General features: G+C 56.3%; 10 protein-coding genes. 4 read left to right on the top strand and 6 right to left on the bottom strand.

Annotated elements, in window-relative coordinates:
- Positions 1–261 precede the first annotated feature (261 nt).
- Together HNQ59_RS07675 and HNQ59_RS07670 are read left to right on the top strand one after the other, a co-directional pair.
- Entirely contained in the window at positions 262–1,860 is a 1,599-nt protein-coding gene (locus tag HNQ59_RS07675) for a sensor histidine kinase (protein ID WP_184037352.1), read from the top strand.
- Complete coding sequence (locus HNQ59_RS07670) at positions 1,857–3,230, top strand: sigma-54-dependent transcriptional regulator (protein ID WP_184037350.1); 1,374 nt, start codon at positions 1,857–1,859, stop codon at positions 3,228–3,230. Before HNQ59_RS07675 ends, HNQ59_RS07670 begins: the two co-directional genes overlap by 4 nt.
- 59 nt (positions 3,231–3,289) lie before the next feature.
- On the opposite strand, the gene HNQ59_RS07665 is transcribed toward HNQ59_RS07670, so the two are convergent.
- The 6 genes from HNQ59_RS07665 to HNQ59_RS07640 all read right to left on the bottom strand — a co-directional run bounded on the left by HNQ59_RS07665 (position 3,290) and on the right by HNQ59_RS07640 (position 9,973).
- A complete protein-coding gene (locus HNQ59_RS07665; RefSeq protein ID WP_184037348.1) occupies positions 3,290–3,733 on the bottom strand; it encodes a carboxymuconolactone decarboxylase family protein in 444 nt (147 codons plus the stop codon).
- 193 nt (positions 3,734–3,926) lie between these two features.
- Positions 3,927–4,787 (bottom strand): basic amino acid ABC transporter substrate-binding protein, encoded by an 861-nt coding sequence (locus HNQ59_RS07660; RefSeq protein ID WP_184037346.1) that lies wholly within the window; start codon positions 4,785–4,787, stop codon positions 3,927–3,929.
- A 145-nt stretch (positions 4,788–4,932) separates the two neighbouring features.
- Complete coding sequence (locus HNQ59_RS07655) at positions 4,933–5,250, bottom strand: 2Fe-2S iron-sulfur cluster-binding protein (RefSeq protein ID WP_184037344.1); 318 nt, start codon at positions 5,248–5,250, stop codon at positions 4,933–4,935.
- A 136-nt stretch (positions 5,251–5,386) separates the two neighbouring features.
- Positions 5,387–7,975, bottom strand: a complete 2,589-nt coding sequence (locus HNQ59_RS07650) for an EAL domain-containing protein (RefSeq protein WP_184037342.1) — start codon at positions 7,973–7,975, stop codon at positions 5,387–5,389.
- A gap of 68 nt (positions 7,976–8,043) precedes the next feature.
- Entirely contained in the window at positions 8,044–8,475 is a 432-nt protein-coding gene (locus HNQ59_RS07645) for a response regulator (RefSeq protein ID WP_184037340.1), read from the bottom strand.
- Positions 8,453–9,973, bottom strand: a complete 1,521-nt coding sequence (locus tag HNQ59_RS07640; protein ID WP_184037338.1) for an ATP-binding protein — start codon at positions 9,971–9,973, stop codon at positions 8,453–8,455. Before HNQ59_RS07640 ends, HNQ59_RS07645 begins: the two co-directional genes overlap by 23 nt.
- Positions 9,974–10,565: 592 nt before the next feature.
- Between HNQ59_RS07640 and HNQ59_RS07635 the strand changes: the two genes are divergently transcribed.
- Both HNQ59_RS07635 and HNQ59_RS07630 read left to right on the top strand, forming a co-directional pair.
- On the top strand, positions 10,566–12,638 hold the full coding sequence (locus HNQ59_RS07635; RefSeq protein ID WP_184037335.1) for a methyl-accepting chemotaxis protein: 2,073 nt from the start codon (positions 10,566–10,568) through the stop codon (positions 12,636–12,638).
- 248 nt (positions 12,639–12,886) lie between these two features.
- Positions 12,887–13,864 (top strand): biotin--[acetyl-CoA-carboxylase] ligase, encoded by a 978-nt coding sequence (locus HNQ59_RS07630; protein ID WP_184037333.1) that lies wholly within the window; start codon positions 12,887–12,889, stop codon positions 13,862–13,864.
- The last annotated feature ends 9 nt before the right edge of the window (positions 13,865–13,873 follow it).

The following is a 13,873-nucleotide window of genomic DNA, read 5'->3' as shown; positions in this document are numbered from 1 at the left end:
ACTCCAACAATTGAAGGCATGCAAGGCTAGGCTCTGTTGCCATGCGATTTCCACTGACTCCAAGTCGATTGTTACATGATTGAATCTGTGCGGGAAGCCTCGCCACAGGATGGTCAAACCAATACCCCTGCTCATGTCCGCCAGGGCTGCCGAATGCCATGGCTGAAGCCATCCAGATGACCAGCGGCAGCACGTGACTTCTTGGTAGTCAGCAAACAAGATTGGTTTCACACTAAAATATGACATCGGACGGATCTGCTCATGCCATTACTGCCCTATTCCTACACCCGCTCAGCCAATCTGAATTACCCCGCGACATTCTGGCGCTCGTTGTTGTTATTCAACGTGTATCGCATGGTCGTGGCAAGCATTTTGATGATCGCCGCACTATCCTTTCAAATGAAGGGCGATACAGATCTCGATCTACAACCAGGGTCGTTGATTACCATCGTGTCAGCCTATTGGCTGTTCAGCCTGGTTGCATTTGGTACCATCCGCGCACGCTGGCCGATGTTCAACGTCCAGCTGTCGGTACAGGTGTCGGTAGACATCATCATCATGGTGACATTGATGTATTTGAATGGCGGCATCCGCAGCGGGCTGGGTTTGTTGCTGATGCCCTATCTGGCTGCGGCGGGGCTCATCAGCCGAGGTCGCATGACGCTGTTCCATGCGGCCATTGCCTCCATCGGCGTGCTGGCCGAGCAGACCTTACGCATGCTGTTGCAGGAGAACAACGCCACCGACTTTGGCCAGCCCGTCTTGCTCAGCATCGGCTACTTCGCAACGGCATGGCTGGGGTATCGTCTGGCGCAGCATGCCACGGAAAGCGAGAAGGTCGCGCTACAACGCGGGATCGACCTGGCCAATCTGGCGCAGATCAACCAGCTGATCATTCAGGACATGCCTGACGGGGTCATTGTCATCGATGAAAAAGGCGTGATCCGAAGCCGCAATCAGCAAGCAGATCGGCTGCTTGGCCCCCCGCCTTTTCGTGAGCGGCTGACGCTGAGCGACTATCTGCCGGAGCTGGAGCTGGCTGCCAAAGGCTGGCTGGAGGGCCATACCCAAGGTGATCTGGTGCTGAAAACCAATTCAGGCAAGCAGATCCACCCTCGATTCGTGCCCATTGCAGCCAATCGGGCTGCCGGGGCTGTGATCTTCATCGAAGACGTACATCGGCAACAGGCCCTGGCACAGCAGATGAAGCTGGCGGCGCTAGGCCGCCTGACCGCGAATATTGCACATGAAATTCGTAACCCACTGTCTTCGATTGGCCATGCCGCCGAATTGCTGTCTGAAGATAAAAGTGATCCGCTCACCGTCAAATTGACACGGATCATCCGAGACAATACCCGCCGCCTGGATGGCATGGTGCAGGACATCCTACAACTGAATCGTCGTGACCGCGCCCAGCCGGAGCAGATCAGGTTGGCTGGATTTCTTGACAGCTTTATCGAGGAGCTGTCACAGGCTGAACGCATCCCTGCCAACTGCATCGACATACAAATCGAGGAGACACTGGTTGTGGGGTTTGACCGCAATCACTTGCACCAGATCTTATGGAATCTCACCCGCAATGCCTGGAGGTACTGCAAACAAGCACAAGGCAGCATCCGCATCCTTGCACGCCACGATGGCAATCAAGGCTGGATCGATGTGACAGATGACGGCCCGGGCGTGCCACCCGAGCACCGGGCCAAATTGTTTGAACCTTTTTTTACCACCGACGACAGCCATGGCAGTGGTCTGGGCCTCTACATCGCACGTGAAGTAGCAGCTGCCAACCATGCCTCGCTGGATTATGTTGCGAAGAAAAGCGGCGCAACATTTCGTCTGACTTGCAGGATATGGCAATGAGTAAACGCGACGCGGGCACCGCCCGTCATGTATTGGTCATCGATGATGAGCCCGATATCCGTGAGCTGCTGGAATTGACGTTATTACGGATGGGCCTGGAGGTGACGCCAGTGGGTAGCGTCAAAGAGGCCCTGTCCCAGCTCAACAAAGGTCAATTTGACCTGTGCCTGACTGATATGCGCCTACCTGATGGCGAGGGCCTGCAGGTGGTCAAGCATATTCAAAGCCAAGGACTGGATATTCCAGTCGCGGTGATCACAGCCTATGGCTCGACCGAAAATGCCATCCAGGCGCTCAAGGCAGGGGCATTCGACTACCTGTCCAAACCTATCGCCCTGGATCAACTGCGCACCCTGATCAAATCCGCACTCAATCTCGACCAAGCTGCCCCTCAATCCAGTGGCCGTAGCGGCGATGCCTCCAGCCGCTTTCTCGGCAGCTCGCCCGCCCTGCAGGCTGTTCGGGAATTGATCGACAAGCTCGCCCGGTCCAACGCCCCTGTCTACATCAGTGGCGAATCGGGCTCTGGTAAGGAGCGGGCGGCGCGGATGATCCATGAGAAAAGCCAGCGTGCGCCAAAGCCTTTCATTGCGGTGAATTGTGGCGCGATTCCGGAAAACCTGATGGAAAGCGAGTTTTTTGGTTATAAAAAAGGCGCATTCACCGGGGCGGATCAAGAGCGGGAAGGATTCTTCCAGGCGGCACACGGTGGCACCTTGTTTCTGGACGAGGTGGCCGACCTGCCGCTGATGATGCAGGTCAAGCTGCTGCGAGTCATCCAAGAGAAAAAAGTCCGGAAACTGGGCAGCCCGGCGGAGGAAGCCATTGATGTCCGGATCATCAGCGCGACCCACCAAAGCCTGTCGCAACGGGTGGATGACGGCAAATTCCGCCAGGACTTGTATTACCGCCTGAATGTGATCGAGTTGCGCATGCCCCCATTGCGAGAGATGCGTGATGACGTGCCAGTAATCGCGCGCTCAGTGCTGGAACGGGTTTCGGAGCAATTGGGCATGTCTGTTCCGCAATTGAGCGAGCCTGCCCAGACCGCCTTGATGCAGTACAACTTCCCCGGCAACGTCCGTGAATTGGAAAACATTCTGGAACGCGCCCTGGCCTTGTCCAATGGCCATGTGATCGAGGAAGATGACCTGCAACTGACGCCGGAAAGCGCATCGGGAGAAGACGAAGCATTTGCGGTAGGCAGTGGCGACAAATATCCACTGCAAGATTACCTTGATCGAGTCGAGCGGGAAGCCATTCTGGAAGCGCTGGAAAAGACCCGCTTCAACCGGACGGCTGCCGCCAAGATGCTCGGTATCACTTTCCGTAGCATGCGTTACCGAATGGAGCGCCTGGGTATCAACTGACACCCTGGCCATCCCATCATCGCCCACCCAGTGGGCGATGAAATCATGTCAATCGAATCTCAAGACGCGGCCACCACCATCTTTGCCCCAACCCCCAGCCGGTTCAAGGCGTTCATCAGCGCCACCGCCATCAGCAATTCCGCTTGCTCGGCCTCGTTGAAATATACGTGCAATGATTCAAACGGGTCCTGACCTGAATGCGATATCGGCAACCGCGTCAGGTACTCCGCCCATGCCAAGGCTGCTCGCTCACGGTCGCTGTAGAAGGCCACCTCGCGCCAGGTCACCAGACTGTTGACCCGATGGAGTGGCTCACCCGCAGCCAACAGATCACGCGCGTGGCGATCGACGCAGTATGCACACCCATTGATCTGCGACACCCTCAAGTACACCAGATCCACCAAGGCTTTGCCCAAAGTGGACTCAGCCAGTGCTTTTTTTGCCTGCGCCAGTCCTTGGTAGGCATTCGGTGCATGTTGAACAAAGTCGATCCGAGCTTGCATGATGTCGTTCCTTATGAATGTGTGTGTAAACAGCATGGCGGGCCACCCAGGTATTGCCTCTATGCAACATCACCGTGGTCATATGGCTTCGCCAGCCAGACAAGAACAAGACGGACAGCGCTCACGATTCGTGACAAAGCGGTGCAAAAAAAAGCGCAACCCGCAGGTTGCGCTTGTCTTGGCAGCAATCGCTTTATTGCTTGGCGGCCTCAGCCGGGGCAGCGGCTTTCGTCTCGGCAAAATACTGGGCATAGATTTTGTCGTAGGTGCCGTCTTCCTTGATCTTCTTCAGCCCTTCATTCAACTTGGCAACCAGCTCGGCATTGCCTTTCTTCACAGCCAGGCCATAGAACTCCTTGGCAAAAGTCGCATCCTCAACCATGCGGAAACCCTTGTCGGAGTTGTTTTTCACATAGTTGATCACCACACCGTTGTCCGCAACCACGGCATCAACGCCGCCTGCTTCCAGCTCTTTGAGTGCAAGCGGGGTAGATTCGAAACGCTTGATGTTAGGGCTGGTCTTGCCTTGCAGCTTCTGTACGACTTCATCACCTGTGGTGCCGGTCTGCACACCCACCTTCAGTTTCTTGAGGTCTTCGAGCTTCTGCACCTTGCTGTTCGAGGACACGGCGATCAGTTGCTTGGCCTCGAAGTAAGGCTCAGAGAAATCCATGCTTTGTTTGCGTTCATCAGTGATGGTGATGGCGGAAACCAGCAGATCACGGTCGCCTTGGTCAAGTGTCTTGAAGATCCCTTCCCATGGCGTGTTGACAAACTTCACCTGCACGCCGGCTTTCTCAGCGATGGCTTTCACCACGTCAATGTCAAAGCCGACAATTTCCTTGTTCTCGTTTTCGCTTTCGAACGGCGCATAGGCTGCATCCGTGCCGACCACCAGCTCTTTGACAGCAGGTTTGGCTGGCTCGGCTGGCTTGGCGTCAGACTGCTGGGCTGCGGGTGGTGTTGCAGGTTGCTCTTCTTTCTTGCCACATGCGCTCAACACCAGCGCGCCAGCGATCAGCGCGGCCAGCAACTTGCTGGACAATTTATTCATAACAGCACTCTCCCCGAATAGGTTGGTTTATTGATGCGGAAACCATCTGGATTGACAAACAAACAGACAGCCAGATCCGATTGGCGGACTATAGCGCAGCTGTTTAGTTGCGACAACGCACATGCAAGGATTCCGTGAGCATTCCCTACCACTCGACCCTCAAGGTTTCGCCAGTCAGCAGATAGCCACAAAGCAAGCGCCAATTGGCGTCACCAGGTCTGACCTCAGCGGGCTTATCAAAACGGATCAATACATTACGTTCTTTATTCCCCATGCCACGCTCCACCCCAGACAGCACGGTCACGCGCGCTGCGCAGGTACCGCACGTACCCAGCCCGCAATGCCAGTAGATCGGCAACGATTCCAAGCGGGCCAGATCCAATACCGTGGTGCTGCCATCTGGTACATATTCGAGTGTCACCTCATTCGGCATAGTGCTGCTACTGAAGGTAATGCTGGGCATGCTGGGCTCATTCTCTACGGCGCTGAGGCGCCAATACACACGCTGCAGTATAGGGCCCAGCGAGCGGTGGTTCCAATCATCCTGTCACCGACTATGTGGTGTCATGGCCCAGCCAGAATCTGTTTTCAAGCGGCAACTAGCCTTGCAGCGCGTTGCCAATCAGGCGATCTGCAATGGTGTGCAACGGCTCCGGGCGGCCATAGAGGAAGCCTTGTACCTGATCACAGCGCAGCAGGCGGAGAAATTTAGCCTGCTCCTCAGTCTCGACCCCTTCTGCAATCACTTTGAAATTCAGCGAGTGGGCCAGCGAAATCACCGAGGTGACGATACTCAGGCTATTGGGGCTTTCTGTCATGTTTTCCACAAAAGAACGGTCAATCTTCAAGGCGTCGATCGGCAGCCGGGCGATATAGCTCAGTGACGAATAGCCTGTTCCGAAGTCATCGATCATGATCTTGACCCCCAGATGGCGTAGCGCCTCCAGCTTATTGATGTTGATGTCCACGTCTTCCATCAACAGGCTTTCCGTGATCTCCAGATCCAGCACCACCGATGCATGGCGCGCTTGCACCAGGCGGGTGATGACCTGGACGAAGTTGTCCTGTTTGAGTTGCAGCGAAGACACATTGACCGCGATGCGCGGCACCTTGATATCTTGATGGGACAGGTACTCGGCATCATCCAGGGCTCTGCGCAGTACCCACTCCCCCACTTTCAGGATCAGCCCGGTTTCCTCAAGGATCGGGATGAACCGAGAGGGCGGTATCATGCCCTGCTCTGGATGCTGCCAACGGATCAACGCCTCCAGACCGACGATCTGCAAGGTGCTGAAATCCAGCTTCGGCTGGTAGTACAACACGAATTGGTCTTCGTCTAGCGCTCGCCGTAGGCCGCTTTCGATGGCCAGCCGTTCGGCTATGCGTTCCTGCATTTTCGGCAGGTAGAACAGGTATGGCTCGGCAGTGGCCTTGACCTTTTTCAGCGCGGCTTCCGCACTTGAGAACAAGGTGTCCGCATCCCGCCCGTCGCCAGGTGCCATGGCTACACCCGCCTTGGCTGATATCAACAACTCCTGATCATCCAGTGTGAATGGCTTGGTGAACAACGGAAACATGCGCTCTTTCAAAAAGCGGGCGACATCCGCTTCGCTATTGACCGCGCTGAGCACCACGCCAAAACAGTCCGTACCGACCCGGGAGATAAAGTCCGGCTCATCGGTGACGGAGGCCAACCGGTAGCTGACTGCCTTCAACAGCTGATCCCCCTGATGGCGGCCAAAGGTATCGTTGATGAAATGAAAGCGCTCGATGTCCAACAGAATCATGGCCAACGAGTGATGATCGACCCGGCCACTCAACAATTGATGCACGCGGTCACCACATAGACGCCGGTTGGGCAGGCCGGTCAAGGCGTCATAGAAGGCCAGATAGTCCAGCTTCTCCTCGCGTGAGATGTACTCCAGTGCAAACCAGATGTCCCCGGCCAGATCCAACAGCAGCCGCATTTCATCCTGATTGAAGAAGGCTGGCTCGTTCGAATACAGCTCCAGCACGCCGATACCTTCGCCATCCACCACCAATGGCAAAGCAATGCTGGATTGCAGACCCTGCTCGGCCATGATGTTGGCGGGCAAGGTGGCCTGCCCGTCCTCCTGATGCTGCTCGTTATTCAGGATCGGCTTGAGTTGCAAGATGGCCTGCCACGCTGCACAGTGGTCATCAAGGTGATAACACACATCCCGTAAGACCTGCTCTGCACAACCCAACCATGCCACGGGCTCGATCACACCATCCTCGCACAAGCCCACCCAAGCCAGGGCAAAATTGCCCTGACTGACCGCAATATGACAGACCTCACTCAACAAGGTCTGCCGATCACGGCAGCGGACAATCACTGAATTGATGCTGGACAATACAGCGTACAGTCGATTGAGGCGGGCGATCTTTTGCTCTTGCTCGCGACGCTCGGTCAGATCACGCACGATGTGGGCAAAATATGAGGGCTGCTCGCCATCCCCATCCAACCGCGTGGTGACGGCATCTGCCCAGAACAGCTGGCCACTCTGTCGCCGTTGCAGACATTCGTCTTCAAACCGCCCCATGTCCACCGCAGCCCCCAGCTGGCGGATCGCCCGATCTACGTGTTTTGCCTCGTACAACAATGACAGATGCTGCCCGATCACCTGCGCCTGGTGATATCCATACAACCTGCTGGCGCCCTCATTCCAGCTGATGATCTTGCCTTCTGCATCCAACAGCACCAGCGCATAGTCATATACACCATCCACCAGCAGGCGGAAATGCCGCTCGCTGGCGGCCAGCTTTTCCTCGACCAGCTTGCGCACTTTACGTTCAGCGGTTTCCTGCAAGGCCCGATTGACGATGGGCGTCAGGCGATCCAGATTGGTTTTGTTGACATAGTCGGTTGCCCCACGGCGCATCAGATCAAAGGCACGCTCTTCACCGATGGTGCCCGAGACAAACACAAAAGGGATATCGATCGACACGCCACGCACCATGTCAAGCGCCCGCCCACCGTCCAGATGCGGTAGGGAAAAGTCAGAGATGACCAGATCCGGCTTGAACGCCTGCAGTTGATACAACAAGCTTTGCTCGCTATCCACCCGCCGGGCATCGAATTCAATGCCACCCTTACGCAACTCGTACAGAATCAGCTCGGCATCGGTCACGGCATCTTCCACCAGCAATGCTTTCAATGGCGACATCACGCTCCCCTATTCAACCCTGATTCTGTTGATACAAATTCATGGCCCATGTCAGCCATCAAGCCAGCTCAAACGAACCTTGGCTCCCGATTGACGAGCATCCAATAGAAGCCAACGCGAGAGACCGTTTCAACAAATATTTCGAAATCAACAGGCTTGACGATGTAGCTATTGACCCCCAGCCGGTAGGAGTCCACCACATCGCGCTCTTCCGCCGACGAGGTCAATACCACCACAGGGATGGCCTGGGTATGGATATCGCTTTTCAGCCTGCGCAAGATCTCCACCCCATCGACTTTAGGCAGCTTCAAATCCAGCAACACCAGTTTCGGCAAAGTGACATGGCCAGCGCCGAAGAAATGCTCCAGCGCCTCCGCGCCATCCCTCAGCCACAAGACCCGATTGGCCAGATTGCTTTTCTGCAACGCGTGCAAGGTCAGCTCGGCATCGGTCGGGTTGTCTTCGACCAGCAGAATCTCAACCTGCGTGAAGTTGCTCATCAATGTGCTCCTTGGGCAGGGTGAAGCCGAAACATGCGCCTTTGCCAGTCTCGCCTTGCGCCAAGACCCTGCCACCATGGCGGATGATCACCCGCTGGACAATGGCCAGGCCAACACCCGTGCCAGGGAATTCGTGTTGTTGATGCAGGCGTTGAAAGACGCCGAACAATTTATCGACATACCGCATATCAAACCCTGCGCCATTGTCGATGACCTCATAGACCATCTCGTCACCCGTCTCCCGGCTCTTGACCACAATCTGAGCCTGCCGTTGCTGCGATGAGAACTTGATGGCGTTGGACAACAGATTGGCCCACACCTGCTTCAGTAGCGCCCGATCACCCGCCGCTTCCGGCAATGGCTCGATCTGTATCTCAGGCAAGGCGCCCTCATGGCTTTGCAACAACTCAGTGACCACATCGTTGACCAACAGCGACATATCCACCCAGTTCTTACTGAGTGTGGTTCGCCCCAGTCTGGAGAAAGTCAGCAAATCGTCGATCAGATTGCCCATGCGCTGACCGCTGCTCACAATCACCCCAATCAGACGACGGTCTTCGTCATCCATCCGGTCTTTCATATGATCCAATAGCATCTGTGAATAACCGGCAACCGCTCGGAGCGGCGCTCTCAGATCATGCGACACAGAATAGCTGAAGCTCTCCAGCTCCTTATTGGCGGCGGCCAACTGATGAGTACGCTCTGCGACTCTGGCTTCCAACGAGGTATTCAGCTCCTCGATCTGGCGCTGCGTGGCGAGATGCTCGTCGATTTCCTGCCGTAACAGCTGATTGGCAAAGGCAAGTTCGTCTGTCCGTTGCCTGACATGGTTTTCCAGCGCTTCATTGGCATGTTGCAATGCCGACTCTGCCTCGATCCGTTGGACAATCTGCCCCCACAGGATCACAAACGCAATGAGGATCACCGTGCCGCCGATCAAGCCCCCCATGACAACCAGGTACTCGGTGTTGGCCGCCCGCAGGATGGAATGGCGGATGCGTAGATCAAGCTGGTCATATTCGAGATATTTGAGCTTGGCCAGGCGCGTATTCAACTCCATCAAAGTCATGTGGCGCATGCCAGCCGTCGGGTCTCCCGCTTGATGGTCATGCGACTGCACCAGCTGTCGCCAGATCTGCGCACGCCGCGCCAGATCAGCCTGGAATGCCTCCAACCCTTGCAGCTGCGTCGCATTGTCCGACAGCAGATGACGGACGCGCCCGAGATGCACTTGCTGGGCGGCCATGGCGGATTCAAAGCTTTGCCGGGCATCGATGGAACCGGTCATCAGATACTCTCGCCCAGCCAGCACAGCATCGCGCAGTGCGTTCTCCACATCATCCATGGCACGGAGTACGTTCTTGGTATGCGACACCCATTGCATATGGGCATTGAAAGTGACGAACTGATTGATCGTCGCCACCATGACCACAATCAACAGCACGAGAGAGCAGGTGAAGCCGGATGCAATGACACGAAGGCTGATTTTGTGGAACACAAACCCTCCTGCTCACGACGCATCTGATTCCGATATAGCCCTCAACCCTGTCCAAATCAAAAAAAATCAATATCGGATGTAAAAATTCATCGTTTATGATCAAGCATTTGCAATTCAAATTTGCAAATATATGCATTGATGAAGAAATAATTTCAAGCCAAACACCGGCATACATTTTTGGAAACACATCGACTAGCCGGTGCCACGGTGGGGGATGCCGTGCTGGCAAGCGCTGGCAGGCAGCTGCCGGCGTGGCTCACCCCTGGCTTGCTGGGCTTGGGGCATTGATGGCTTTGCGGGTGATCAATACCTGCAACCGAGCAGATATCACCGCCTGCTAGCCCAAAAAGCCCAGATTCGTCAGGAAACCACGCTCAAACAACGCAATTTTCACATTCTCACCACCGATTGATACCCATATTGGACAGTGAACCGCCCAAGTGGCCCGGAACGGAATCAGTTGGTGTTGGAAATGGGCTTGGAAACTTGTTGGTGAAAGCATCCCTTGCCTATAACTATACCAATGCCCATATCAACATCGAGGGAGGCAAGCGCTTGGCATGTCAACAAGGCAGCCAGCGCCTACAGAGCCATGGCGTTGTTCAAAACTATGACCTTACGCACCAAAGTGCTGATCGTCTCAGCTATCCAAGTCATCATCGGCTTTGGAATCGTCATCTCCATCAATAGTGTCAATGCGTATCGGGATGCAGTCTCCCAAGGCATGCATCTTGCCAAGCAGGATGCTGAAAACTATGCCCAGAAGGTTTCCGCCGAGTTGGCCAATGCCAGGCAGCTTCCTGAGTACTTGGCCAGCATGCTACAAGGGCTGGAAATGGCAAACCGCCCAAGCCGTGAAATGGTCTATCAGCTGATGACGAATCTGTTGACCGCTGCTCCACAGGCCTCCGGCCTCTGGATGCTATGGGAGCCCAATGCCTATGACGGCAAGGATGATGAATTCCGCTTGGACTGGCCAAGACATGATCCGACTGGCCGCTTCACCCCCTTCATCAGCCGCGTGGGCAGTAAGATCATGGTTGACTCGATCATACCTATTGACCAAGCCAAGCAATTCGAGGCGTATCGGGACAAACTGACGGAGTATCGTCCACCTTACGAGGCATCCGGCTGGGGTGACTTTTATTCGCTACCGAAGCAACGGCAGCGCGATACCATCATCGAGCCCTTTCCCTATGAAGTACAGGACACAAAGATGGTCATGTCCTCCATCACCATTGCCATCAAAGACAAGGCGGGCAAGTTTGTCGGGGTGGCGGCACTCGATCTGCCGCTGAGCAGCCTGCAGCAACAAATCGGTGGTTTCAAACCATTTGACACCGGCTATGTCACGTTACTTTCCCACGGCGGGGTGTATGTGGTGAGCAATGACCCGGCGAATCTGGCCAAAACCATACAGGCCGACGCCTTCCCCGATGGGTTTCTGCAAAAGGTTCAGTCTGGGCAGACCATCCAATTCGAGCGGGATGGCTGGGAACACATTTACTTGCCCATCCCATTGGGTAATACAGGACAATTCTGGTCGCTCGGGGTGTCTGTCCCTCATGCCGCCATTGTGGAAAGCGCCAAGAAAGCCCGAAACGATGCGATCCTGACGGGCATCATTGTCGTAACCATCATCTTGGGGGTGCTGTCGCTGGTTCTGGCGACCCTGCTCCAGCCGCTACGTCGGCTGGCAGACACCATGCGAACCTTGTCCTCAGGCCAAGGCGACCTGACCCGGCGCCTCCCGATCCATTCACAGGATGAGATCGGCCAGACCGCTGAAGCATTCAATCGATTCATGGCCAGCCTGCGTGATATGTTCACCGATGTCAGCGTACAGAGCCAAGCCGTCGGCCATGCCGCGTCAGAGCTTGGCGGCTCTGCGCAAAAGATCGAGCATGCCACCGACCACCAGGCAGAGGCCTCGACCTCCACCGCTGCCAGTGTCGAGCAAGTCACCGTCAGCATTCAACACATTGCGGACTCGGCTCGTGAATTCGAGCAGACCGCCCGTACCACCGGCGAGCAGACGCATAATGGTCAGCAGCTGGCCAGCCAGGTCGCAGGCGAAATCAGCCGCGCCAGTGGCAGTGTATTCAAGCTGGCGGATACCATGGGCAACTTGGCTACCCAGTCACAACAGGTCAATACCATCGTCAGTGTCATCAAAGATATCGCAGACCAGACCAATCTACTGGCCTTGAATGCCGCCATCGAAGCAGCCCGTGCCGGGGAGCATGGACGGGGCTTCGCCGTAGTGGCGGACGAGGTCAGAAAACTCGCCGCCCGGACGGGAGAAGCCACCATTGAAATCGGTCGTATCGTCCAAGCCATCCAGCACGATATCACCCAAGCCAATGGGGACATGGAATCCACCCAGCGCCAGATCGAAGAAGGCGTGCAACTGGCCAATCAGGCGGCGGACGCGATGGGTGCGGTCAAAGCCCGCACCGATGAGCTGGTCGGCCATGTTGGGATCATCGCCAATGCCACCCGCGAGCAGGCCGCTGCCAGTACCGACATTGCCCGCAATATCGAGAAAATCAGCAGCATGTCGCAAACCAACCGTGATGCAACCGAGGAAATGGGCCGGGCCGTTACGCAGCTGGAGCAACTGGCGAGCAGCCTCAATGCCATCGTCGGGCGTTTCACACTGTAGGGCACCACTGCAGCCATACTGTTACCAGAGCGGCTGGCTGGGCCGCGAGGATGCCTGACCGCTGTTGAGACAGTTTTAGCACGGGCCAGGAAACCCTGCGGACCAAGCGGGTGGGGCCAGCAGTGCAACCGGCCTTGAACCCAAGCCTGACGTGGATAAGCGGCGCATGCCCACACGGCATCGGCAGTCGCACTGCGTCATGGCTGTGCTACCATTCGCCACCAGATCAAATAAACACGACATCCGCCTTGAACGCCCACAGCTTCAACGTCCTCCGCCTACTGTCTGATGGTCAGTTCCATTCAGGAGAAGCCCTTGCCCGCCAGCTCGATCTATCGCGTGCCAGCATCTGGCAGGCGCTGCAAGGCGTCGAAGCTGCCGGTATCACCCTGTATTCGGTCAGAGGGCGTGGCTATCGGCTGCCCAACCCGATCGATTGGCTGGATACCACCGCCATCCAAGGTGGGCTGGCGGACTTGTCCCAGCCTTATCATCTCCATGTGCAGGATCAGATCAGCTCCACCAATACCGTGCTGATGCAGCAAGCAGCAGTCGGAGCGCCGCACCGCACCGTATTGGCTGCCGAACAACAGACAGCAGGACGTGGCCGCCTGGGGCGGGCCTGGGTCAGTGAGCTGGGCGGCAGTCTGGCCTTTTCAGTATTGTGGCGGTTTCAGCAAGGCATTGCGCACCTGTCTGGCCTGAGCCTGGCGGTCGGCTTGGCGCTGATCAAGGCACTGCGCGAGCTGGGCGTGACCGAGGCGGGCTTGAAATGGCCAAACGATGTGTTACTGAACGATCGCAAACTGGCCGGCATCTTGATCGAGGTACAAGGTGACTCGCTGGGCCCATCCTGTGCGGTCATCGGTATCGGGCTGAACTGCAAGCTGTCTGCCGACACGCAGGCCCACATCGATCAAGCCGTGACAGATGTGGCCAGCGCCTTGGCGTCGCCTGTCTCTCGCAATCACATTCTGGCGGGCATTCTGCACACCCTGGATGAAGTCATGCAGATCTTCGAACAACGCGGATTCGCCGCACTGCAAGCGGCGTGGCAGACCGCCCATCTATTCCACCAACAGCAGGTCGAGCTGCTCTCGCCAGCCGGTGTCCGCCGGACGGTCGTGGTGCGGGGAGTGGATGCCGATGGCGCCTTGATTGTCGAAGATGCCGCCGGTATCGAGCGGATTCACGCTGGCGAGCTGAGCCTGCGCCAGCGCCGATGAGCACCCAAC

It is taken from the genome of Chitinivorax tropicus, assembly GCF_014202905.1.
GTDB classification, from domain to species: domain Bacteria; phylum Pseudomonadota; class Gammaproteobacteria; order Burkholderiales; family SCOH01; genus Chitinivorax; species Chitinivorax tropicus.
The sequence above is the reverse complement of the archived record's forward strand: the minus strand, read 5'-3'. Positions and strand labels throughout refer to the sequence as shown.

Bases quoted from the DNA above. Each gene is read 5' to 3' on its own strand.
- HNQ59_RS07635 (WP_184037335.1), top strand. From the start codon at position 10,566: ATGGCGTTGTTCAAAACTATGACCTTACGCACCAAAGTGCTGATCGTC.
- HNQ59_RS07645 (WP_184037340.1), bottom strand. From the start codon at position 8,475: ATGAGCAACTTCACGCAGGTTGAGATTCTGCTGGTCGAAGACAACCCG.
- HNQ59_RS07675 (WP_184037352.1), top strand. From the start codon at position 262: ATGCCATTACTGCCCTATTCCTACACCCGCTCAGCCAATCTGAATTAC.
- HNQ59_RS07655 (WP_184037344.1), bottom strand. From the start codon at position 5,250: ATGCCCAGCATTACCTTCAGTAGCAGCACTATGCCGAATGAGGTGACA.
- HNQ59_RS07650 (WP_184037342.1), bottom strand. From the start codon at position 7,975: ATGTCGCCATTGAAAGCATTGCTGGTGGAAGATGCCGTGACCGATGCC.
- HNQ59_RS07665 (WP_184037348.1), bottom strand. From the start codon at position 3,733: ATGCAAGCTCGGATCGACTTTGTTCAACATGCACCGAATGCCTACCAA.
- HNQ59_RS07660 (WP_184037346.1), bottom strand. From the start codon at position 4,787: ATGAATAAATTGTCCAGCAAGTTGCTGGCCGCGCTGATCGCTGGCGCG.
- HNQ59_RS07670 (WP_184037350.1), top strand. From the start codon at position 1,857: ATGAGTAAACGCGACGCGGGCACCGCCCGTCATGTATTGGTCATCGAT.